Origin of the sequence: Nocardia sp. BMG51109, assembly GCF_000526215.1 — a bacterium.
Classification (GTDB): domain Bacteria; phylum Actinomycetota; class Actinomycetes; order Mycobacteriales; family Mycobacteriaceae; genus Nocardia.
Genome location: NZ_JAFQ01000004.1, coordinates 138,067 through 160,940 on the forward strand (window position 1 = coordinate 138,067; position 22,874 = coordinate 160,940).

Genomic DNA, 22,874 nt, shown 5'->3' on the forward strand with positions numbered 1-22,874 from the left:
ATCCGTCATGGCGCGGGATGGTCGCGGTAGTGCTCGGCGACGGCGGTGAAGGCCGCCTTGGGTTCCCAGGGCATGTCGGGATAGGTCTCGCCGTGCCGCCCCTCCAGCACCTTGACGATGCCGAAGCCGGCGAGGTCGAGATCGTCGCGCGGATCGCCGTCGGGGCGGTGCGGAAAGTCGTAGAGCGCGAAGAGGAATACGAAGGCGCTGTCGACGCCTTCGGCCTCGAAGATCTCCAGTACCTCACGCAGACACCGGGCCTGGCCCTCCTCGTCGCGAATGTAGTTCCCGTTCAGGCGAATCGGCGCACCGGTGTCCGAGTACTCGGCGATCTCCATGCCGCGCGCGCCCGCATCGCCCGCACCGCGCCAGGTGGCCGCGCCGAATCCGGTGATGGCGACCGGCTTTCCCCGCGCGACCAGGCTGCGCACGCCCTCCTGGTAGTGATCGGCCACCTGGGCGGACCGGATGAGCTCGACCGACATGATGTCGAAGGGCGCCCAGTCCACGTTCTCCAACGGCACGCAGGCGTAGGTGATCCGGCCCCCGAAACGTGCGCGCACCACCGCCACGGCCTCGGCGAGGAAATCGTCGAGCCGCGTGCGCATCTCGGTGATCCGCTCCTGTCGGTCGTCGGCGTTCAGCAGGCCGTCGAGCCGGTCCGGCACAGTGTCGCCGGGCAGGAAGCCGCGATTCATCAGGCTCAGTTCGACACCGGCGACGAAGACGACCTCGGCACCGGACTCCCGGAACCGCTCGGCCCGCGCCGCGCAGTCGGCGAACAGCGCCAGGATTTCGCCGGGCGTCGACTCCAGCGGGTAGGGCGAGTACCAGATCTCCAGCCCGAGTTCGGCGGCGCAGGCGGCGGCCAGGTCGAGCCGGTCCGGATCGCCGCCGGTGATCTGAACGGCGTTGCAGTGCAGGTCGTCTCGGATGATCGCCAGTTCCCGGGCGACCGTCTCGCGGTCGAAGAGCTTCCGGGAGGTGTCGCCGCCCCTGATGAAGCCCGTGTCGTAGGTCATTCCCTTGCCCCGCATGCGCTCGGTCCTTTCCGTCGGTGCCGTCCCAGGCTATCCACAAACTTGCGTGCACGCAATTTTTCGCGTAAGCACCTTTATCGGGCATGATGGTCCCGTGACGACGAACCGGCCGGGTCTGCGCGAGCGGAAGAAACAGGCCACCCGCGAGGCGCTGCGGGCGGCCGCGCTGCGACTGGCCCTCGAACGGGGACCGGAGAATGTGCGCGTCGAGGAGATCGCCGAGGCGGCCGGCGTCTCACCGCGGACCTACAACAACTACTTCTCCAGTCGCGAGCAGGCGATCGTCGCCGCCGTCACCGCCGAGCGAGAGGCCCGGGTGGCGGCGGCGGTGGCGGCCCGGCCGCCCGGCGTCCGGCTCGCCGCCGCGGTCACCGACGCGATCGTGGAGCAGTACACCGACGCCGGCGCGTCCGGCCGCGAGGCGCTGCTGCTGATCACCACCAGCGACACGCTGCGCGCGGCGTTCACCGGCACGACCGCCGCGATGGAGGTGCCCCTGGCCGACGCGATCGCGGGGCGGCTCGGCACCACCGGCGAACACACCGCCCGGGTGCTGGCGGCCGCCGTGACCGCCGCGGTGCGCGTCGCCCTGGAACGATGGCTGCAACCCGCAACCGGTTCGCGCGCAACAGGTCTCGTCGTGATGTCGGGGTCGCTACCGGACCTGCTCCGGACCGCGCTCGACCCCTTGGAGCCCGCACTCGACGCCGCCGAGCAGCAAGCACGGCGGTGATCAGCAAGCACGGCGGTGAGCCGCCTCGACCCTCGACGAGCTGCGCGATACCTTGCCGAGCCTCGACGCCGTCCTGGAGCGGGCCCCGGCAGCCGAGGGCATCAGCTCGGTGGCGGACGATCGGGCTCGCCGGTGGCCGGGCGGCCGGGCAGGGGATGCGCCAGGAATCCGTCGGCGAAGAACATCATCGATCCGCACCGATCGCAGCGGTACGCGTGCTGCTTGACGACCTGCTGGCCCCATTCGCTCGGGTGGTCGGTCAGCCAGCCGGTCTCCGCGGTCACGAAGCCCAGGACGCCGATGTAGGTGCGCTGCCGCGCGCACCACGGGCAGGACAGGTCCACCGACTCGCGCCTGCGGCGAATCTCGTTGTCCTCGTGGTCGATCCGGCGCTGCGCCTGGTGGATGTAGCGCATGGCCGAATCGGGCGTCAGCCACTCGGCCTCGCTCCACTCCCCCTCGTACATCCGGTCGGTGCCCGTCCGGAGATGGGCGAAGGCCGCCTCCGAGCGCCGCACCACGCGGGTGCCGCGCAGACCGCCCTCGACCCGGAAGGTGATCTCCGCCCGAGAGATACCCGCCGGCAAGCCCCTGGACAGCTTCACTCGCTTGGGATCATCCGCATCCGGCTTGTACACGATCCCCCGGTCCGACACGCCTCCAAAATACCTGCCGGAACGGACAAGTGGCAGATCTTCGAGGCGCCCGGCCCACGGCCGGCGGCCCGCGCCGTCCCACCACATCGGCCGCCGGGCCGATACCGGCTCCTACTTCGGTCCATGTCGGCAACCACGCGGCCGCGATAGTGTCGGCTCCCGGCGGTGCGGGTGTGGACGGTGAATCGTGTGGTCGTGAGCTGTCGCCGACGATTCGGCGCCTGTTGTCCGGCGGTTTCTCGACGCCGACCCGGCCGTTGCGGGGAATTCGGTCGCTCCGCCCGGCTCATTCCCGCGGAGCGGTCAGGTCGTACACGGTGACGCTGTCGATGGTCTGTGCGGTGAAACGTTCGCGCACCCAGGCGGCGATCTCGCCGGAGGCTCGGCTGCCGCTGGTGGCGCCGCGCATCCCGAACATCACCGAGCCGTCGATGAAGTAGTGGATCTCGTGTTGCGCCACATACTGTTCGAACCGTTCCAGCGTGGGTGACGGATCGGTGCCGTTGTACCCGCCCATCGCCATCACCGGAGAGTCGATGGCCAGCTGGTATCCGGCGGCGTTGTCGGAACCGATCACGGCGGCGGCCCAGGTGTAGTCGCCCGCATCGGCCTGGAGCGCCGTGACGAGGTTCGCGCCGGGCTTCGTCGAGCCGAACGGTCCACCCATCGGTGCGCCGCCGGTCCGACCGGTCGTGCCGCCGGGGTCGGCCGTGCCCTGCTGTCCGGCGGCACCGGTCGTGCGGGACTGCCCGGCGGTCCCGGCCGTTCCCGGTTGACCCGCAGCGCCGGACTGTTCAGCGGTCCCGGCCGCACCCGACTGCCCCGCAGTACCGGCCGCACCCGACTGCCCCGCAGTACCGGCCGCACCCGACTGCCCCGCAGTACCGGCCGCACCCGACTGCCCCGCAGTACCGGCCGCACCCGACTGCCCCGCAGTACCGGCCGCACCGGGCTGCCCCGCAGTTCCCGATTGTCCGGCGGTACCGTCCGTACCCGATGGAGTGGCCGCACCGGCGCGGCCGTGCATTGCCGGACCACCCCGGCCGTGCATCCCGGGACCGCCTCCGTCCCGGCGCGGGCCGCCACCCGGTCCGGGGAAGCCGACACCCGCCGGTCCCGCGGACGGCATCGCACCGGATTGCGTGGTAGACACCGTGGCCAGCGTGTAAGCAGCCGGGCCCGCCAGACCCGCGACGAGCGCCCCGGTGACCGCGACGACGGCGACGGCCTTCGGCAGCCGGGTCTGCGCCAACAGCAGCACGGCCGCGAGCACGCCGACCACCACGATCGCGGGCGCCAACCAGGACAACCAGTCCGAGGCGCGGCGCAGCAGCTCGTAGGCGAGCACGACAGTGACGACCAGCGCCCCGGACAGCACGGCGGCGGCCCGAATATCCTTGCGCCGCTGCCACATCAGGCCGGCGCCGAGGCCCACCGCGCCGGCGATCGCCGGGGCCAGCGCCACGGTGTAGTAGGGATGCAGAATGCCGTCGGAGAAACTGAACACCGCGCCGGTGACGATCAGCCAGCCCAGCCACAGCAGCAGCGCGGCCCGCCGGGCATCCGTACGCGGGGCCCGGCGCAGCGCCCACAGCCCGGCCACGCCCAGCACCAGCGCCGCCGGCAGCAGCCAGGCGATCTGGCCGCCCATCTGGCTGCCGAACAGGCGATCCCACCCGGCGTCCCAGTTGGTGTTGCCCAGGCCGCCGACCTCGTTGCCGGTGAGCCGCCCGAAACCGTTGTACCCCAACGTCAATTCTACGATGCTGTTGTCCTGCGAACCGCCGATGTAGGGCCGGGAATCCGCCGGCCACAGCTCGACCAGCACCAGATACCACCCCGCCGACACCACCAGGGCGAGCACCGCGGCCACCGACCGGACGATCCGGGCCCGCCACGGCACCTGTGCCGCAAGCAGATACACCAGCGCGAAGGCCGGCAGCACCAGGAACGCCTGCATCATCTTGGTCAGGAAGCCGAAGCCGACCGCCACCCCGGCCAGCGGCAACCACCAAGCGGCGGAATCCTTCTCGATCGCCCGTAGCACGCAGTAGGCGGCCACCGTCAGCAGCAGCACCAGCAGCGCATCGGGGTTGTTGTACCGAAACATCAACGCCGCCACCGGAGTCAGCGCCAGCGCCGCACCGGCGAATATCGCCGACCAGTGCCCGCCGACCCGCCGCACCGTCGCGTACAGCACGCCCACCGCGGCCACCCCCGCCAGCGCCTGCGGCACCAGCAGACTCCACGAATTGAACCCGAACAACCGCGCCGACAGGTCCATCGGCCACAGCGCCCCCGGAATCTTGTCCACGGTGATCGCATTGGCCGCATCACTGGACCCGAACAGCATCGCCTTCCAGCTCGTCGACCCGGCCTGCACCGCCGCCGCATAGAACTGATTGGCCCAGCCACTCGCCCCGAGATTCCACAGATACAGCACCGCCGTCACCGCCAGCAGCCCCACCAGCGACAACCGCCGCCACAGCCGCGCCCGGCCATTTTCCGGACGCGCGTCCTCGGCGGGCAGATCCACGGGTGCCAGTACGGTCGCAGTCACCGTTCCGATCTTTCCCAGCATTGGTGGAAGCCACCTGGGGCCAGGCTGTGTATTCCCTGGGAGCCGCGCAACCCCGCACCGGGTTCTCCCTGATAGACCAATCCGAAAGCCGGCCAGTCCCACCACCGGTAACCCTTACGTCACGGCGCCCACCCGGCGCCGTGCTCCTGTGCGGCGGTCTCGACGCCGTCGAAGATGAGAGGAAACATGAACCAAGGTTCGCCACCACCGCTCAGCGCCGACTCAGTCGCGGCTTTCCCGGGAGCTGATCCGCCCCGGCCGTACTCGGGGCGACGGCGTCGCGTGCCTTCGTCGTAGCCGCTACGCCACAGGCGCGGTGCGGTCGTACACCATCACATCCGTCGAGAATCGCCAAGTTCTCCGATTCGCAACTGGTGCAACGCCTTCCACTCAGCACCATGAGGAGAGCTGTCGAGAACGGAGGCGAGTAGACCGAGGCGACTCGCCGACCTGCTACAGCTGGGTTGTCATCAGGCGGCGACGGGTGAAAACTCGCCGAGGCGAACGCCGCTGGTGAAGGCACCCCACTCGGCGGGGGTGAAGGTGAGAGTCCTACCGGCCGTATCTTGCAGAGTCGTTTCGCCAGATTGCGTGTCGTGCAGGATGTCCGGGATGCCGGGCGCGGCGGTTGTATTGGTCTCGCCTGCCACGATGGCGAGGAACTGGCCCCAGGCGCAAGCAGGGACGGCGATGGTCGGCTGCTGGGCTTGATCGCCCTGATACTTACTGTCGCGGATCAGTACTTCCTCGCCGGCGAACCGCACCTCGACGCAGGCGTTGCCGTGGTCGGAGTAGGTGGACTTGAACCAGCCGGATCTTCCGGTCGGCGTGGGTTCGTAAGCGTTCATAATGTGAATGTTACCCACGCACGAATTCCTTGATCAGTGCCAGAGATTCTGCGGCACTGAGCGATTGCGTCAGGGTCTGGGCAAATGCGTAGACCAGGCGGTTGACCTCGGACTCGTCCTCGACGATGTCGGCTCGCGTAGGTGTCTCGGACCATCCGAGCGTTGGTAGCTGAGGGCTGTCGAAATCGAGCAGATGGAAGGTTGAGCCACCGAGAGCTGTGCCTTCGGCGGCAGTGAACGGAATGATCCGGATCTCGATCGTGTCCGGATGCTCTTCGATGAGCGAGACCAGATGGAGCAACTGCTCTCGCAGTACGTCGGGACCGCCGGTCTGCTGCATCAAAGCCGCTTGGCTGAACACGGCCGTCAGGTGGAGAGGGTCCGCATCGGTCAGCCGACTCTGTCGCTGCATGCGTACCGCAATGTGCTGGTCGACTTCGAACGGTCGGATGTTTGTGTTCGCGGCGATGATGGTTCGCGCGTACCCCTCGGATTGCAGCAGGCCGGGAATCAGCAAGCTGTTGTAGCAGCGGATGCTGTGCGCGCCGAACTCGAGTCCGTACAAGCGCTGCATCTCGGGCCTGATCAGCGCGGGGTACTTGTTCCACCATCCACGCTTCTCCGTGGCGATCGCGCGGAGAGCGACGAGCTCGTCCTGCTCGTCGTGGCCACACCCGTAGGCCTTGCCGAGTTCCCGGAGTTTGTCGTCGGTGGGTATGCGCGACCCGTTGAAGATCTGCGACCAGTACGGCCGCGAGATGCCAACCGATCGCATGACGTCGGCATCGTCGAGACCGGACTCGCCGCGGAGTCTTCCCAACCGCAGCTTGAGCTCCCACTTTGCGACTGTGGGCGACGTCGGCGCCATAGGTGGATCCTTCCCTACCAGTGCAGCTATGCCGAGGGTGGGCTGCATCTTGCGTCAATAGCAGATGCTACTTCTAATGCAGCATCAGTCGTAGATGTTGACGCTGCAAATGTTGCTGCATTACCGTAACTGTGTCGGCCGTCACTTCAGCTGGAACCGCGCAGCCGACGCTCTCACTGCGGGACCACGTCGGCCCCGCGACCATCGGCAAGGGGGTTGAATCATGCAGCTCGTCTCCGGAACCGTGACCGTCGAACCGTTATCGGCGTTGTATGTCGGGCACGAATCGTGGACTCCGCGTTGGCTGCCGGGCCGCACGGTCAGCACTGACGTGATGGTTGCGGCAACACTGGCAGGCGAGACGCTTCGGCAGCTACCGCCGGTGTCCGACCCTCGGTGGTCTGGAATCCATAGTGGTGCAAGGATGCTCGGGATCACTACCCGCGATCTCGCCGGAATTCTCGGCGTGGACTGCGAAGTCCCGGACCCATCCGAGCCGGCGCGGCGCAGTTCCCTGTGGCTGCCGCGCGGATTGATCCAGGCAGGCCGAAAATGAGGTCGATCCCTGTGAGCGATATGTCGCCGGTTGGCTCGCTCCAGGGATGGCAGCAAAATCTGGCCGAGGATGCCGCGCGGCCCATGACGAACGCACCCAACGGTCCTGCTCACGTCGTCTGCGGCGAGACCGGCGTCTCGAGCGACCGACAGCAACTCCTGCCTGGGCGGCGGCGGTGATCGTCGTGCACCAGGTCGGTACGGCGCCCCCAGCAGGAGAGGCTGAGCTGTTTCCGGTTCCGGAGGTGCTGTTGCTGGCGATCCGCGGGCATCTGGATGCCTGGTCTCCGATGACCGATGCCGCACGCCGGTTGGGGTGTCTATTCCGGGAACTGGTCGCCGATCCACTTGCCGGAGAACAGCTTCGAGCACAGATCGGTGTCGTTGCCGGCGAGATCGACAGCTGGATCGCGGGTCGACTGCCGAGACCATGTCCGGGGGCGTATCTGGTCGTGGACTCCGTCGGGGGCGTGGTCAGCCGCGTGGCGGAGGCATGGGAGGTGGCGTGGTGGGCGCTGCTGCACTACTCCCCCGCTGACTTCCGCGTACACCGAACGTGGGATCACCTGGCGGAAATGCATGACGCCTACGGCGAATTCAGACTACGAGCCTTGTCCGGGGCTATCGCCCTGCCGAAGGCCTGGCCCGGCATCGAGTACGTGGAGCGAGATCTCGCGCGATGACTCCTCGAACCTCGAACGGCACCTGCCATCGCGGCCCGACCGACTCGGCGCGGTCTTGGCCGCAGCCACCGCGCGTCCACGCCCCGGCCGAATTCGGCCGGGGCGCAGCGACGACGGGTACCGACCGTAAATGCCCCGCCACCGATGCGAAGGAGTTCCGGGCGTGGATGATCTCGAACTGGCACGACGCGCACTGCTGGACACGCCGCTGATCGTGTCGACCGACATCGGCGGCGACCCCGACGACATGCTCGCACTGATCCTGCTGACGCTACTCGAACCACGGCTGGAACTGGTCATCACCAGCGACGAGTTCGCCGATTTCCGCCGAGCCGAACTCGCACGCCATCTGCTGAAGCTGCTCGGCCGCAACGACGTACGAGTGGTTCCGGGGCAAGTACTCGGGCACAGCCGCTACCGGGCCGCGGACGGCCTGGCCCCATCCGGCATCGGAATCGGAGCGGCCGATCTGTATCAGGCCGTTGCGGCGGTGTGCTGGAACCCGCACCGCACTCCGGTGCGATATCTGGGCATCGGCCCGATGACCGACCTGGCCCACCTGCTGACAACCGATGCAACCCAACGTAATCCGCTGCACCTGAACCAGATCCTGCGCGTGTGGCAGATGGGCGGCGCACTCAACTACCGCGACCCACGCCGGGCAGAACACAACTTCCGGCTCGACCCACCGGCAGTGCATGAGGTCATGGCGCGCGCCCGCTACGTGTCACTGGTGATGTCCGACCACACCTTCACCACAGCCATCGACATCGACGCACACAGCCCGATATACCGACTGCTCGTTGCATCCGAGGCCGACAAACCGTGGGCAGGCCTCGTCCGGCTGCATCTAGATCAATGGTTCTCGGAGTTTTACCCGGCCAGCAAAATGCACGACCCGCTGGCGATGACGGCAGCCATCGGGATGGACTGCGTCAGCTTCGAACGCCGGCAGTTCCATCTGGCGCCGGACTCCCGAATGTCCCCTGGCACTGATCATGTCGCGTGGCTGTCGACCGGCGCCGACTACGGACGATTCGTCAACTGGGTCCTGACCACTCTGCGCGACCGAATACCAGCTCGACCACCGATGTGGACCAACACGCTCGGCACTCTCGCCGAGATGGTCGCCGGGTTGCGCCAACTCGCCGAAACGCGAAGCGCTGCCGGAACCCAACCAGTTCATCCGCATTACACCCAATTCAAAGCTGTTGAGGCTCAACGTGACCGAGCTGCCCCCTGGCGAAGAATTAAGGATATGTGAGATCCCAAGCGGCGACAGCCTTCATCGGCACCATCGACGGCCTCCCACTCCGCCGCCTGGCCACCGACACGGAATCCTCGAACTCGGGTTCCCATCACAGGCTATGCCCTCAGCCCCTCGACCAGAGCACCGAGCATAGATGCGCGACAGACCTGCTATTTGGGAGGTTCGGGGTCCGACAAGGTCGGGTTCATGGGCATGCCCGCAGTGCCGTCGACGCGCACCGCGGAACTGTAGATTCCCTTCGGCAAGAATCCTGGGATGAAGGTTGCGCGCTGAACCGCATCGCCCGCGCGAAATACCAGGATGCTGCCCTCATGTGTGAACACGGACTCCATTTCGACCGGTGCGCCGACGAATTCCTCCACGCTCGCACGGGCATTCGCGGTGAGGATGTATACGCGGTCCCAGTCGCCGCCGGTCAAATCCCGCAGCAGCGCAGTGCCCCGCGCGCGCACGAGTCCGTCGAGTCTCGACTCCAGTTCGATATCCGCCACCAGATGGGGGCCCGCCGGTTCCGGCTCGTCGAACTCGAGATACGCCGGATATCCGGGAGCGGTGACCGTCACCGCCACCGAATGCACACCTGCGGGTAGCGGAACGCTCACCCACAGGGCCCGTTGCAACTCGACGCCTTTCATGAATACCAGCACGCTCGCGCCCGGCCGATCGAAAGTGTCCTTCATCGGCACCGAAGCACCCACCTCACGCTCCACCTGATCCTTGCCGAGCACTTCCTGGTGATAGATATGCACCCGATCCCAGTCCCCGCCGACGAGATCATGCAGTGCTGCCGTCCCCCCGTCGCGCCACAACCGATCCAAGCGCTCGGACAGCTCCCGATCCTGCTCGAGCCCTGGCTGCCAGGGTTTACCGCAAGCACTCAGCAGCCCAGCCATCACCAGGGAAACGGCCACCAGAACCATCCCCCGAAACGCCTTCCCACCCATTCTCACCAGTAAGTTCCGTTCTTCGGATTTCCGGGACGCACATCAGGATCGCGGCCACCCCGAGCCGGCAGCTCATGATCCGCCTGACCGGTATACCCCAACCGAACCTCATTGCTGTGCGCCAGCTTTCCGTTCGGATCGAGCACAACCGTCTGCCCGTCGAGCACAGCCTGTTTCACGAGCGTGTACAACTCGGTATTCGATGCGTGTGGATGCTGCATGGCGATCCGGCGGCCGACCTCATTGTTGTACAGATCCATAGCCTCCGCGCTGGCATGGGTCTTGGCCGGATCTTCAGTGCGCTCGTGCGCGGTGGTGTACGCGTTGGCCCAATCCTCCCCGAACTCCTTGGTCAGCATCGCGTTCCAGTACGCATGCCGGAAGGCGTCGGCATGCCCGTCACCGACGCCGCCGGCGCGGAACTCTCCCTTGAATACCTCTTTGCCGCCGTCGGTAGCCAGTTGCTCAATGCTGTATGCAGCGGCAACCCCGTGCAAATTCAACCGTCCGAGCATGTCTGCCTCACCGGCGGTGATCTCCTTCGGCTCGATCCCCATCGAGCCGAGCAACTTTCCGATCGCACTGTCCGGGTCTACCGGAAACATGACCATCCCGTTGGGGTCGGATGTGACGTTGTACTTGGCCAGCAACTGCTCGTGCAGCGATGGTGGTCCGGCGCCCGGTCCGCGGCCTTTCAACTCCGTTATCTCGGTCGGATCAACGGTGAAATTCCCCGCCGACGCCGGTGCGAACTGGCGTAACTCCCCGATCAGCGCCTTGATCTGCGGCGCCCACTTTTCCATGGCGGTGCCGATCTGATCGGCCTGGGACTTCAGGCTGGTGGTGTCGTTGGCTGCGCGCTCCTTGTCGCCGCCCTCAGGTGCGTGGACCGTCCAGTCCTGGTCCACCGTGAATCCGTCGGCCATCAACTGGAGGGCGGTCGCCGTCAGGAACGCAACTGCATAGGACATGTCGTTGTAGGCATTGATGGAGAGTTCGCCGAGCCGCCCGTACGCTGCCGCTACCTTCCGCACGTCCTGATATTCCTGGTCAGCCCGATTCGACGCAGCCTGACGCGCCGCACCTGACCAGTCCAAGTCGTAGATCTGGCGGCGCAGAATCTCGGTGGTGTCGCTGAGCCCCTTCTCGATCTCCCTGGCCCGTGTCGCCACAGCCTGCAGCGCAGAAACGTCCAACGATTGGCCTGCGGTACCGGAATAGCTGATGAGGTCCTTCAACTGCGGTTTCCACACGAGCTACTTGCCGTCCTTGATCAGATCGCCCATTCCTGCCAGGTAGAGGGCTAGTTCCGCATCGGTGTCATGAAAGTTCTTCGCTGTCATATAGAGCAGATGAGCGATCCAGTAGTAGCGGTTCTGCACCACATTTTTCGCCTGAGTACTTGCTCCGTCAGCATCGGCTAGCGCTGCTGCCATCGGCGAATCCCGCATCGCCTTCACGCAATCGTCCGCATACAAATGCGGTACCCGTCTGGTGTCCTTGATGTCATCACCCAGGAAGGCGAGTGCACGACCGCAGTCGGTCAACGTCACTGGATCGACCTTCAGCCCCATACTCCCCCTCCTGATCCCGATACGACTATACCCTTTGCGGCGCAACGGCATAAGGTAATAGGAACGAGACCCCGGCACTGCGACGAGTCGTAACGGAAGCCAGCGGACGTCCCGAGAGACACACCGATCGCCGAAGGGCCAGTCCGGCATCTTCGACGTGCAGGGCCATGCACTCGGTGCGACCGGCATCCACGACCGCGTTGGTCCGTGCATGCTGGCGCTGGGTGCCATGCCGCACGGAGTGATCATGCGATCGGCTGCGGCGCTGCCTCGGGCCACACTGAGCTTGCCATGGATCGATCCCATCGAAATGCACTGTGACGCAGCGGATATCCGCTCGCTATCCGGCTCTCGCCGGCTCCGCTACCAGCTGGATCGGGTCGCCCCATGGAAGGGCTGCGCCCAGCGAGCGAGGCCGCCGCATGGTGTGAACCACAGACGCCGAACTCGACCGATGAAGGATTCGTATGTACTGCCGCCACAGCAGCCTCGAGAGGATCCCCGACACCGAGGATCCCTGAAATCAGCCCTGCACGGGCACGCCGAAACCCGACACGGGGCCCCGACCCGATCGCCGACGCAATCCGACTTCCCGAGACTCGGCCCGGATCCCACCGTCAGCGCGCATCGCAAAGATCAACGCGCTGAGATCATTTCAGCTACTCACAGCGCCCGGTAATGGCTACCCCTTTCGCGTCAAGGGGCAGTTTGTAATTCGTTAGGCTGGTGGATGGCAGGTCCGGGCAGTGGCCTATCCGAAGGACCGGTGTACGGGGTCGAGCCGGTCGCGCAGGAGTCAGTAGTCGCCCCCGATTGCCCTCCCGGGCTTGCCTCCTCGCGTCGGCGCTGGTCGGCGAGCATGCGGGTGTAAACGGTGTTGGACAGGCGTCGTTTCAGGGCGCGCAGGGCTTCCTTCTGGGTCTTGCCGTCGGCTTTACGTTTCTTGACGTAGTCGCGACCGCCGCCGTAGCCGCCCTGTTGAACCACGGCCATGATGTGCAGCGCCCGGTTGATCTTACGGTTTCCGGCACGGGAGAGCCGGTGCCTCGTCTGATCTCCCGAGGACGCATCCAAGGGCGCGGTGCCGTTCCAGGACGCGAACCGGTCTCGGGTAGCGAACCGGCGGATATCCCCGACATCGGCGAGTAGCCGGGCCGCGCCGGCAGGTCCGATGCCGGGCAGTTCCATCAGGGTGGACCCGGTCGCGGCAACCTGCTGCCGCAGTTCTTTGTTCGCAGTCTTGATCCGAGCGTCGACGATCTCGAGGTCGTCGATCAGCTCGCCCACCACGCGCAGCCGCATCCGCACCGCGGGCCCGGCCGGGGCGACCCCTGCGACCATGGCACGAGCCTGGCGGGCCGACAGCCAGCGCTTGGCACCACCGGGCACCAGCTCGAGCAGCATCCGGTGGATCCGGTTGATCAGCTCGGTGCGGACCCGGCCGAGTTCGTCGCGCCGATCGACCAGCATCCCGAGTGCCTCCAGCTGTGGATCGGCCTGCACCCGGCGCAGGTTCGGGGCCCGTAACGCCGCCACCGCGACCGAATGCGCATCCACGGGATCGGTCTTGCGGCCGTTGCCGGTGGCGAACACCCGCACCCGCGCCGAGAGTTTCGCTGGCACATCGATCACGGTCTCGCCGTCGCTGACCAGCCGGTGCGCCAGGTGGCGCCCGATACCGTTGCAGCCCTCGATCGCCCACACACGACCCTCGAAACCCTCGACAGCAGTGAGCATTTCGCAGAAGCCGGCACTGTCTGTGCCGTAGCGGCCGATCGTGAGGACCTTCTCGTGGCGGTCGATGACTTCGATGGTGACCGAGCGTTTGTGCGGGTCCATGCCGATGATGACTCCCACCGGTATCCTTCCGTCGCAACGTGCAGGTATCCGTGCGGGAAGGCACCGCTACTTCGAGCCAGGGCACACCCCTTTCCAGCCACCCCCGCACGGCACCCGGTGGGCTGCAAGCCATTAGAGAGCCACACCAGACCGCGGCGGGCAGCCGATTAGAGAGCGGCCCACCGGGCACCTGGACCAGATCCTGGCCGGGAACTGGCCCTGGGGTCAATCTAAGTAGCCGCTGAGCGAGCGTGACAACCGGCTGCTCGGGCCGATCCGAAGATCAACTGACAAATCAATTCCCCCTGCGGTGAACCACGTCGAGCGTGCATGCAATGCGGATTGTTTCGGGGGCGTATCGCACCGTCACTGCACGCTCGAGAAGCCTTCCGGCGGAACGGATCTCGGCTGCACGATTGTACGGGGTCGCGGCTCGCGGGCTCGAGCCCGCGAGCCGCTCCAACCGTTCTCCGAGATCGCGTCCCACCGGGCGGTCGTGACCGCACGACCATCCGTTCTCGGAGGGCTCGTCGCACCAGTGGTTATGCGATCGGGGCGGTCAGGTCGTAGACCGTGGTGCCGCCGATGTCGGTGGCGGTGTAGTGGGCCTTCACCCATGCCGTGATGTCGGCGCCGACGCCGGATCTGCCGCCCGGGCCGCCGCGGTCGTCGCCGCCCAGGAAGTAGTGGATGTCGCCGTCGGCGACGTACTTCTGGAACTCGGTCAGCGTTGGTGACGGGTCGCTGCCGGTGAAGCCGCCGATCGCCATCAGGGACTTGCCGGTGGCCAGCTCGAGGCCGCTCACCTGCATCGAGCCCACAGACGCTGCGGCCCAACGGTTGTCGGTCTGCTCCAGGAGTTGACGCAGGGCCGTGTTGTCGGCGGAGCTGCGCGGGCCTGTGCGGCGCTGGGCGTCGCCACCGGCATCCGGTGTGGCGGGCGCGCCGCCGGTTCCGGGAGCTGCGCCGGGAACACCCGCATCGCCGGAACCGGGCACGCCCGTACCAGGTGCGCCACCGTCGCCCGGCGCGCCGGCGCCACATCCGGCTCCGTCGTTATCCGGTGCCCCGGGACCAGCCGAACCATCCGGCGTGCCGGGACCGGCAGTTGCACTGCCGCCGGGAACACCCGAACCGGGAGGACCACCGTCACTCAGTGTTCCTCCCCCCGGCAGCCCGCCGTCCGGCACACCGCCATCCGACGTACCACCGCCCGGCACACTGCCATTCGGCACAACTCCACCCGGCGTGCCGCCGCCGGGAACACCACCACTACCAGGGGTACCGGGCGCATCCGCGTCGGGCGAAACCCCCGGCGCACCGGATCCCGTAGAACTGCCGGGCGCACTACCACCGGACCCGTTCGCGTCGCACGGAGCGGCGCCACCCCACCCACCGCGATCGGTCTTCGGCCCGGAGGTGGGCATGCCGCCGGTGTGCGAATCCGCCACGGCCACATTGTTGATCGCGAAGGAGGCGGGACCCGCGATGCCGCACAGCAGGCCCACCGCCGCCACGATCGCGGTCCGGCGTCCCGGCCGGTGCGCGCCGACAGCGACGATCAGTGCGGCCACCAGGCAGCCGACCAGCACGACCCAGCGCAGCCAGGGGAACCAGCCGGGGGTCCGGTCGAGGAGGACGAAGCCCCAGATCCCGGTCACCGCCGACATCCCGGCGAGAACGGCACGAGCCGCGAAACCTTCTCTCGCACGCCACAATTCGACGACCGAGATGCCGATGAGCGCGGCGACGGCCGGCACCAGCGCCACCGTGTAATAGGGATGGAAGATGCCCTGCATGAAGCTGAAGACGAGCCCGGTCACGAGCAACCATCCGCCCCACAGGATCAGCGCCGCGCGAGTGCGGCCGGTGCGCGGCGTGGACCGGGTGAACCACAGCACCGCCACGAGACCGATCAGCGCCGCCGGGAGCAACCAGGAGATCTCGGTACCGATCGTGTCGCGGAACAATCGGCCGAATCCGGTCTCGCCACCGAACATGGCACCGCCGGGCCCGCCACCGCCGCCGGAACCGTGTCCGCCCGGACCGTGGTTGCCGTCGCCGCCGAACACCCGGCCGAGCCCGTTGTATCCGAGCGCCAGCTGCAACAGGCTGTTGTCGGTGGAGCCGCCGATATAAGGCCGCGAATCCGCCGGCCACAACGTTCCGAGTACCAGGAACCAGCCACTCGAGACGACCACCGCCGAGCACGCGCCGAGCAGCTTCCAGATCCGCTGCCACAGCCCGATCGGCGCGGCGATCAGGAAGACCAGCCCGAACGCCGGCAGCACCAGGAACGCCTGCAACAGCTTGGTGAGGAAGGCGAATCCGATCGCCACCCCGGCCAGCGCCAGCCAGCGCCCGCTGCCCCGCTCGGTCGCGCGCACCACGCAGTACGCCGCGACGACCATCAGGAACACCAGCAGCGCATCGGGATTGTTGTCCCGGAACATGGTCACCGCCACCGGCGTGAGCGCCAGCACGACGCCGGCGAGCAGCCCGGCCGCGGGTCCGACCCACCGCTTCACGGCCGCGTGCAGCAGGCCGACCGAGGCCACCGCCATCAGTGCCTGCGGCAGCAGCATCGAGAACGTGCCGAATCCCAGCAGCCGCCCCGACAGGCCCATCAACCACATGGCCGCGGGCGGTTTGTCGACGGTGATCGCGTTGCCGGCGTCGAGCGATCCGAACAGCCACGCCGTCCAGTTCTGCGTGCCCGCCTGGACCGCCGCCGCGTAGAACTCGTTGGCCCAGCCGAGCGCGCTCAGACCCCACAGGTAGAACACGGCGGTCGCCACCAGCAGCGCCCACAGCGCCGGCCGCGCCCACAGCGGCTGCTCGGCCGGCCCGAACACCAGGCGTTCGGCCCGTGAGCGCCGCGCAGGCTCCGGCGATGCGGCACCCTCGTCCCGCGCGGGCGCCTCGGTCGTCGTCATAGCAATCCTCTCGGGTCGGTCGCACCCATCGTCCGGCAATCGGCTGGGGGCCAGGTCGGCACTCCCTGGGGATTAGCTGTGAGACCGGCGCGGCGCTACTCCCGACTCAGCGCGACGGACCGCTCGCCCACCGCGGCGGAAGCCGGTACAGCACCGCATCCGCACCAACGACCGAACCACACCGGCGAGCAACATAATTCACCGCGCCCAGGTACTCGTCGCAGCTGAAATCGACGGTCGCTCCACTATCGTGAGGACAATCCTGGGGATCGGCTGTGAGATCGGTGCGGGACTACTCCCCCGCTCAGCACAACGGACCACCGCGGCGTAAGCCCGAGCCGATGCAACACCGTATCCGCGCCGCTGACCGAACCACACCGGCGTGCAACGTAATTCACCGCGCCCCGGGTGCTCATCGTGGCTGAAATCGGCGATCCCGCCACCACCATCGAGACTGGATTCCATCCGGATGATGGCGCTGGTGGAGCGGTGGCGCTCCGCCGGACCGGACCACGTGGATTTCGCCACCTCGGCCTCGGACCCCGTCGTGGGCAGCTGGCTCGAGGCCGCCACGGGGTAGTACAGCGCACCGGTACCTCCGCTATTCCGGACCGCGGAGACGTTCCGTCGACATTTCGGACTGCGGCCCGCCGTTCCGGCGCGCTTCCGGCCGAGATCCCCAGTGCCGGAACAGCAGTAGCGAGACGACGGCCACGCCGATACCCGCGCCGAGGAACGCCCCGGCATAGCCGGCGCTGCCGACGAACCACCCGACCACGACGGCCCCGAGTCCCAGACCGCCGTCGTAGGCGATGTTCCAGATCGTGCTCGCCGTGCCGCTCCGCCCCGCGCCGAGGCGCTGGATGGTCAGCACGAACGAATCGTTCTGGCACGCACCGAAACCCGCGCCCAGCAGCGCGGCCCCGACGACCACGAGATACGGGATCCCGGTCAGCGAGACCGCGGTCAGCACCAGACCGGCCGCACAGCACAGCATGGCGGCGGGCAACAGCCTGCCCGCGCCGCGACGATCACCCACCGCTCCGGCGCCGAGCCGCGCCGCGACCAGCGCGACCGATGCCGCGAGCAGCGCCCACGACGCCGTCCCGGCGTCCGGCAGCGCCACCGGCAGAAACGTGGTCGCCGCACCGAACGACCCGGCCGTCAGCACGAACAGCACGATCGGCACCGCGATGGAGCGCACGTCGGCCGTCGACGCGAGACGGAACGTCCCCCGATTCGCCTCCGGCAGCAGCAGCGCCAGGAGCGCACCGGCCAGGCACGCCGCCGCCGAACCCCAGAACACCGGCGCGAAACCCCAAGTCCGCGCGGCCCATACGCCGCCGGCGAGTGCACCGAGATTCGGCAGGGCGGCGGCCACGCCGTACAGCGACGCCGACGAGGCCAGCCTCCCGTCGGCGGCCAGGTCGGCGACGAACGTCGCCCCGGCCATGACCACACACGCGAACCCGACGCCGCGCACCACCGTGATCGCCATGATCGGTGCGATGTCCGCGGACAGCACGTACAGCGGCGTCGGTCCCCCGAGCAGCACCGCGCCGACCACCAGCATCGTCCGCAGCGGGAAGATCCGGAACAACCAGGGCGCGGCCAGCTGGGTGGCCACGGTGGCCGCCATCATGACGCCCGTCGTCGCCCCCACGCCGGCGCCGGCGGCGCCACCCTCGGCCGCCCACAGCGGAACGACCGACAGCAGCGCGGCGTAGTCGACGAACGCGAGAAACGTCACCACCAGCAGCACCGGAAGACCACCCGACAACAACCCGCCGGAGGCGGCCGGACCTGGCCGCCCTTCCTTCACACCACCGGTCGAGTCGATCCTCGCCGCCATCGGTCCACCTCGCTCCCTGTCGCCGGTCACGACTCCACCGTCGGGCCCCGCAAGGTATTCTGTCCAACGATGAGTTCCGATACAGGCCATCACGAATCACGATAGGGCGTCGGGTGGACACCAGATTCCTGCGCAGCTTTCTCACGGTCGCCCAGCGCGGCAGCTTCACCGAGGCGGCCGCCGAACTCGGCTACACCCAATCGACGGTGACCGGCCACATGCAGAAGCTCGAACGAGAACTCGGCGGCCGGCTGCTGGACCGGCTCCCCTCCGGCGTCCTGGTCACCGAACTCGGCGCACGTCTCATCGAACACGCGGAGGCCGTACTCGCCGCCGAGGACCGCCTCCGGTCGCTCTCGCGCGAACGGACCGACCGGCCCGCCGGCACGGTGCGGCTGATCGCTCCGGAGTCGCTGTGCACATACCGTTTACCGGCCGTCATCGGCGCCGTGCGCGCCGCGGAACCCGATGTGCAGGTCCGGCTCGGCCCGGGCGGTCTCGGCGACGCCCTGGACGCGGTACGCCGCGGCACGGCCGATCTGGCGCTCACCATGGAACCCCGGACCCCGGCCACCGATCTCACCCTGGAGCGGCTCGGCACCGAACCGCTGCTCATCCTCGACCGCGGCGCACCGACCGGAATCCCCATGACCTGGGCCGATCTGGCCGAGCGCGACGCCCTGCTGATCGAGGAGGGCTGCGGCTACAGCGACGACGTCGCCGACCACCTCGCGGCGACGGGCACGGCCACCGGGCGCCGATCCCGGTTCGGGACCATCGAGGCCATCAAGCGCTGCGTCGCCGTGGGGCTGGGCTGGACGGTGCTCCCGGCCGTCAGCGCCGAATCCGAGATCGGCTCCGGCACGTTGAGCGTCGTCGACGGTCCGGCCCTCCCGGACTGCGAGATCCGGGTGGCCACGCATCCGCGCCGCCACCACAGCCCGGCACTCGAGGTCGTGCTCGCCGAACTCCGGCGCACCTGGAGCCGATGAGCACCCGACAAGCGAGGGGCCACGCCGAGAACGGCGTGGCCCCTCGTCTCGTGCGGAACAACTAGGCGCGCACGTGGAAGATGCCCCACGCGAGGCTGCCGGTGTTGCCACCGTCCACCCAGTGCTGCAGGCCCACCTTCATGCGGCCGAGGTACTCGTCGCTGACGGCGCCGGCGATCTCCGCCGTCCGCCGCTCCGTCTCCTCGAGCACCCGGCCGTAATGGGTCGGCAGCTGCGGGGTGTGGTCCTCGAAGTCGATCGAGGAGACACCCAGCCGGTTCAGCTCGCGCCGGTAGTACGCCGGCGAGGCCATCGAATCCAGGTGCAGCCGGTCGAGGATCGGCTTGAGCGACGCCTTCTCGGCCGTGTCCGCCGCCATCGGGTCGGTGAAGACGATCTCACCGCGCGGCTTGAGCACCCGGACGATCTCCTGCAGCACCCGCACCCGGTCGCCGCTGTGCAGGAACGCGTCCTGCGACCAGACGACCGTGAACTGCTTGTCCTCGAACGGCAGATCCTCGAACGAACCGTCCACCACCTCGATCAGGTCGGCGAGGCCCTGCTGCTCGTTCATCTCCCGGTTGCGGTTGTTCTCCACCTCGCTGAGGTTGAGACAGGTCACCTTGCAGCCGTAGGTCCGGGCGAGATGCCGCGCCGCGCCGCCGTAACCGGACCCGACGTCGAGCACGGTGCTGTCCTTGGACAGTTGCACCTTGCTCGCCATCCGCTCCACGGTGCGGTGGCTCGCCGGCGCGATCGCCTCGTCGGGCGTGTCGTACAGGCCGACGTGGATGTCCTCGCCACCCCAGATGTTGAAGTAGAAGTTGTCCGCGTCCTGCGAGTTGTAGTAATCCCGCGCGACGTTCACGGCGGTGGAGTAGCCCGAAGCCGGATCGATGCTCGGCGAGTAGTTCTTCTCCGCCACGTGGATCAGGAAGTCCGGCTCGTCCGCGGAGAAGGTGTCCTGGAAGTCACCGTATGTCTCGACACGCTGGAAACCTACCTCCCGCAGCAGCCTGCGGGTGTAGTCCTTGCGCAACGGATACATGTTCAGGTGGTATTCCGACTTGTCCGGGAAGCTGTACCGGAACCGCGCCAACCCCTCGTCCACGTACTCCGGCTCGGCGCTGACCTCCTCACCGCAGTAGTAGTAGGTGTGCTTACTGGAGAACCCGTTGTCCAGGATCGAGTCGTAGTTGCGCTGATCCAGGATCAGGATGCCGTCGTGCTTCAGCACCGCGTAGAACTCCGCGAGGGCCTTGCGGCGGTCCCGCTCGGAGAACAGGTGGGTGAACGAGTTGCCGAGGCAGATCACCGCATCGAACTCACCGTGCACGTCGCGGTTGAGCCAGCGCCAGTCGGCGTGCACGACCCGCAGGACGTGACCACCGTAGGTCTGCCCGTTCTCGAAGGCCTTGACCAGCATCTCCGGACTGCCGTCCGCGCTGACCGTGTCGAAGCCCTCCTCGATCAACCGCACCGAGTGGAACCCCGTACCCGTCGCGACGTCCAGAACGGACTTCACACCACGGGATTTGAGCAGATCGATGAAGAACCGGCCTTCGCTCTCGTACCGCTTCTTCCAGTCGATCAGGTCGTCCCACTTCTCAACGAACCCTTTGACGTACTCGTCCGTGTAATGATCCGTGTCTCGGACGAGCAACGGGTCTTCTCCGAACGCCTGTTCCGGATGAGCTCGGACATCTCCCTCGGGGCCGGAGCCGCCGTTACCGGGTTTCTCGGTCATACCCACATCCGTTCCGCTGGACGTCGTTTCGTTCATTGCGTTATCTCTCCGGACGCAGGCCGGGTACACAAAGATGCGGCGCCTCGAGCCGAACCCGGGACGCCGTGATCTGCCGCAATACGTCCAGCCGCGTGACTCGACATCGGGTGTGCGCAGCACGGCCGTGCCCGGCACCTCGCTCAATCGTCGAGTCGCCGGACTCGGTCTCTGCGCCCCCGACCAGAGTCACTCTCGCGGCAGATCACCCTTGACCGACCACAACACCGCCCGCATCAAACGTAGGAAGGGAAACCGAAGAGGGCAACTCGAAGATGACACGACACCGGACTTACCCGACCGCTCGGTAGGCTCGAAATCGCAGCTCACGGCGGCTCCCCTAGGGTCATACGTCGGCCGAGAATTTTGTGTCGAACCGCACATTCGGCAGGCCCAGGTTGTCGCGCAGGGTCGTTCCGGTGTAATGCGTTCGCAGCGCACCGCGGTCCTGCAACAGCGGGACGACGCGGTCGACGAATTCGTCCAGCCCCCAGGGCACCAGGTGCGATCCGAGGATGAAGCCGTCGGAGCCGTCGCTCTGCACGAAGGTGTCGATCTGCTCGGCGACCTGAGCGGGTGTGCCGACCAGCGGGCCGCGTTCGAACTGATCCGCCACGACCTCGCGCAGGGTGAGTTTCTTCGCCTCGGCGACCTGGCGCAGCCGCTCCGCGGTCGCGAAGCGGTCCTGATGCACGAAGGCGCGGCCCTGGATGATCGGCGGGCCGTCGGGATCGGGGTCGATCGCCGGCACCGGCCCTTCCGGGTCGTAGCCGGACAGGTCGCGGTTCCAGATCTGCTCCAGCAGGATCAGCGCGGTCTGTCCGGTGACCTGTTCGTCGCGCAGGACGTGATACTTCTCGATCGCCTCGGCCTCGGTGTCGCCGAGCACGAAACTGGCCGACGGCAGGATCTTGATGTCGTCGGCACCGCGGCCCGCCTCGACCGCCCGAGACTTGATGTCGCGGTAGAAGTTCGCGGCCTCCGGCAGCGAACCGTACGGCGAGAAGATGGCATCGGCGTTGGCGGCGGCGAAGGCGCGTCCCCGCGGGGAGACACCGGCCTGCAGGACCACCGGCCGGCCCTGCGGGCTGCGCGGCACGGTGAAGCGGCCCGCGATGTCGAATTGACTACCGCGGAAGGAGAATTCCCCGGCATCCGGACGGGCCAGGAACTGCCCGGACGCCTTATCGGCCGCGAGGTCCTCGGCGTGCCACGAATCCCACAGCGCGCGAACGGCATTCAGCGTCTCCTCGGCCCGCTCGTAGCGGTCGGCCGGATCGAGATAGCCACCGCGCCGGAAGTTCTGGCCGGTGAAGGCGTCGAAGGAGGTGACCACGTTCCAGGCCGCGCGGCCGCCGGACAGGTGGTCCAGGCTCGCGAATTGCCGGGCCAGTTCATAAGGCTCGTTGAAGGTGGTGTTGATCGTGCCCGCCAGCCCCAGATGCTCGGTGACCGCGGCCAGCGAGGCCAGCACGGTGAAGGTGTCGGGCCTGCCGATGATGTCCTGGTCGAAGATCTTGCCGGCGCGCTCGCGCAGGATCAGGCCCTCGGCGAGGAAGAAGAAATCGAACTTGCCGCGTTCGGCGGTGCGCGCGGTGTGTTCGAAAGCGCCGAAATCGATCTGGCTGCCCGCGTCCGGGTGCCACCAGGCGGTGTGATGGTTGACGCCACCGAGGTAGGCGCCGAGGATGACCTGTTTACGGGGAGTGCTCATGGTGGC

General features: G+C 67.5%; 16 protein-coding genes and 1 pseudogene. 4 read left to right on the forward strand and 13 right to left on the reverse strand.

The window, feature by feature from the left end:
• Positions 1-5: 5 nt before the first annotated feature.
• Positions 6-1,037, reverse strand: coding sequence for a hypothetical protein (locus D892_RS0102045; protein ID WP_024799650.1), 1,032 nt, complete (start codon positions 1,035-1,037; stop codon positions 6-8).
• A 97-nt stretch (positions 1,038-1,134) separates the two neighbouring features.
• Here D892_RS0102045 and D892_RS0102050 point away from each other — a divergent pair, with 97 nt between their 5' ends.
• Entirely contained in the window at positions 1,135-1,773 is a 639-nt protein-coding gene (locus D892_RS0102050; protein ID WP_024799651.1) for a TetR/AcrR family transcriptional regulator, read from the forward strand.
• Positions 1,774-1,874: 101 nt separating this feature from the next.
• Here D892_RS0102050 and D892_RS0102055 read toward each other — a convergent pair whose 3' ends face one another.
• From D892_RS0102055 to D892_RS0102070, 4 genes are all read right to left on the reverse strand, one after another.
• Positions 1,875-2,429: a hypothetical protein gene (locus D892_RS0102055; protein ID WP_024799652.1), complete on the reverse strand. Its 555-nt coding sequence runs from the start codon at positions 2,427-2,429 to the stop codon at positions 1,875-1,877.
• A 286-nt stretch (positions 2,430-2,715) separates the two neighbouring features.
• Complete coding sequence (locus D892_RS49350) at positions 2,716-4,989, reverse strand: glycosyltransferase family 39 protein (protein ID WP_051498954.1); 2,274 nt, start codon at positions 4,987-4,989, stop codon at positions 2,716-2,718.
• A gap of 491 nt (positions 4,990-5,480) precedes the next feature.
• Positions 5,481-5,858 (reverse strand): DUF397 domain-containing protein, encoded by a 378-nt coding sequence (locus tag D892_RS0102065; RefSeq protein ID WP_024799654.1) that lies wholly within the window; start codon positions 5,856-5,858, stop codon positions 5,481-5,483.
• A 10-nt stretch (positions 5,859-5,868) separates the two neighbouring features.
• Complete coding sequence (locus D892_RS0102070) at positions 5,869-6,726, reverse strand: helix-turn-helix transcriptional regulator (RefSeq protein ID WP_024799655.1); 858 nt, start codon at positions 6,724-6,726, stop codon at positions 5,869-5,871.
• Between the two features lie 731 nt (positions 6,727-7,457).
• Here D892_RS0102070 and D892_RS0102075 point away from each other — a divergent pair.
• Positions 7,458-7,964 (forward strand): hypothetical protein, encoded by a 507-nt coding sequence (locus D892_RS0102075; RefSeq protein ID WP_024799656.1) that lies wholly within the window; start codon positions 7,458-7,460, stop codon positions 7,962-7,964.
• A gap of 163 nt (positions 7,965-8,127) precedes the next feature.
• Positions 8,128-9,228, forward strand: a complete 1,101-nt coding sequence (locus D892_RS40175; RefSeq protein WP_024799657.1) for a nucleoside hydrolase — start codon at positions 8,128-8,130, stop codon at positions 9,226-9,228.
• 155 nt (positions 9,229-9,383) lie between these two features.
• Here D892_RS40175 and D892_RS43385 read toward each other — a convergent pair whose 3' ends face one another.
• The 6 genes and pseudogenes from D892_RS43385 to D892_RS0102115 form a co-directional block, all read right to left on the reverse strand.
• The gene (locus tag D892_RS43385; RefSeq protein ID WP_024799658.1) at positions 9,384-10,154 is read right to left on the reverse strand and encodes a hypothetical protein; all 771 of its coding nucleotides are present in this window, start codon (positions 10,152-10,154) and stop codon (positions 9,384-9,386) included.
• 26 nt (positions 10,155-10,180) lie between these two features.
• Entirely contained in the window at positions 10,181-11,416 is a 1,236-nt protein-coding gene (locus D892_RS46300) for a hypothetical protein (RefSeq protein WP_156959337.1), read from the reverse strand.
• An 18-nt stretch (positions 11,417-11,434) separates the two neighbouring features.
• Positions 11,435-11,752 carry a hypothetical protein gene (locus D892_RS0102095; protein ID WP_024799660.1) on the reverse strand — a complete coding sequence of 106 codons (318 nt, stop codon included), beginning with the start codon at positions 11,750-11,752 and terminating at the stop codon, positions 11,435-11,437.
• A 696-nt stretch (positions 11,753-12,448) separates the two neighbouring features.
• Positions 12,449-13,591 carry an IS110 family transposase gene (locus D892_RS0102100; protein ID WP_036566633.1) on the reverse strand — a complete coding sequence of 381 codons (1,143 nt, stop codon included), beginning with the start codon at positions 13,589-13,591 and terminating at the stop codon, positions 12,449-12,451.
• Between the two features lie 1,358 nt (positions 13,592-14,949).
• A pseudogene (locus tag D892_RS49110) lies at positions 14,950-16,527 on the reverse strand (ArnT family glycosyltransferase); the annotation flags it as partial.
• Between the two features lie 601 nt (positions 16,528-17,128).
• Positions 17,129-18,379, reverse strand: coding sequence for an MFS transporter (locus tag D892_RS0102115; protein WP_024799663.1), 1,251 nt, complete (start codon positions 18,377-18,379; stop codon positions 17,129-17,131).
• Positions 18,380-18,492: 113 nt separating this feature from the next.
• Here D892_RS0102115 and D892_RS0102120 point away from each other — a divergent pair, with 113 nt between their 5' ends.
• The gene (locus tag D892_RS0102120) at positions 18,493-19,371 is read left to right on the forward strand and encodes a LysR family transcriptional regulator (protein WP_024799664.1); all 879 of its coding nucleotides are present in this window, start codon (positions 18,493-18,495) and stop codon (positions 19,369-19,371) included.
• Positions 19,372-19,432: 61 nt separating this feature from the next.
• On the opposite strand, the gene D892_RS0102125 is transcribed toward D892_RS0102120, so the two are convergent.
• Together D892_RS0102125 and D892_RS0102130 are read right to left on the reverse strand one after the other, a co-directional pair.
• Complete coding sequence (locus D892_RS0102125) at positions 19,433-21,118, reverse strand: class I SAM-dependent methyltransferase (RefSeq protein WP_051498956.1); 1,686 nt, start codon at positions 21,116-21,118, stop codon at positions 19,433-19,435.
• 382 nt (positions 21,119-21,500) lie between these two features.
• Positions 21,501-22,868 carry an NtaA/DmoA family FMN-dependent monooxygenase gene (locus D892_RS0102130; protein WP_024799666.1) on the reverse strand — a complete coding sequence of 456 codons (1,368 nt, stop codon included), beginning with the start codon at positions 22,866-22,868 and terminating at the stop codon, positions 21,501-21,503.
• Positions 22,869-22,874: the final 6 nt, after the last annotated feature.

Excerpts from the sequence above, each read along its gene's own strand:
- D892_RS0102045 (WP_024799650.1), bottom strand. The coding sequence starts at position 1,037 with ATGCGGGGCAAGGGAATGACCTACGACACGGGCTTCATCAGGGGCGGC.
- D892_RS0102065 (WP_024799654.1), bottom strand. The coding sequence starts at position 5,858 with ATGAACGCTTACGAACCCACGCCGACCGGAAGATCCGGCTGGTTCAAG.
- D892_RS0102070 (WP_024799655.1), bottom strand. The coding sequence starts at position 6,726 with ATGGCGCCGACGTCGCCCACAGTCGCAAAGTGGGAGCTCAAGCTGCGG.
- D892_RS43385 (WP_024799658.1), bottom strand. The coding sequence starts at position 10,154 with ATGGTTCTGGTGGCCGTTTCCCTGGTGATGGCTGGGCTGCTGAGTGCT.
- D892_RS0102095 (WP_024799660.1), bottom strand. The coding sequence starts at position 11,752 with ATGGGGCTGAAGGTCGATCCAGTGACGTTGACCGACTGCGGTCGTGCA.
- D892_RS0102100 (WP_036566633.1), bottom strand. The coding sequence starts at position 13,591 with ATGGACCCGCACAAACGCTCGGTCACCATCGAAGTCATCGACCGCCAC.
- D892_RS0102115 (WP_024799663.1), bottom strand. The coding sequence starts at position 18,379 with ATGGCGGCGAGGATCGACTCGACCGGTGGTGTGAAGGAAGGGCGGCCA.
- D892_RS0102125 (WP_051498956.1), bottom strand. The coding sequence starts at position 21,118 with ATGACCGAGAAACCCGGTAACGGCGGCTCCGGCCCCGAGGGAGATGTC.
- D892_RS0102130 (WP_024799666.1), bottom strand. The coding sequence starts at position 22,868 with ATGAGCACTCCCCGTAAACAGGTCATCCTCGGCGCCTACCTCGGTGGC.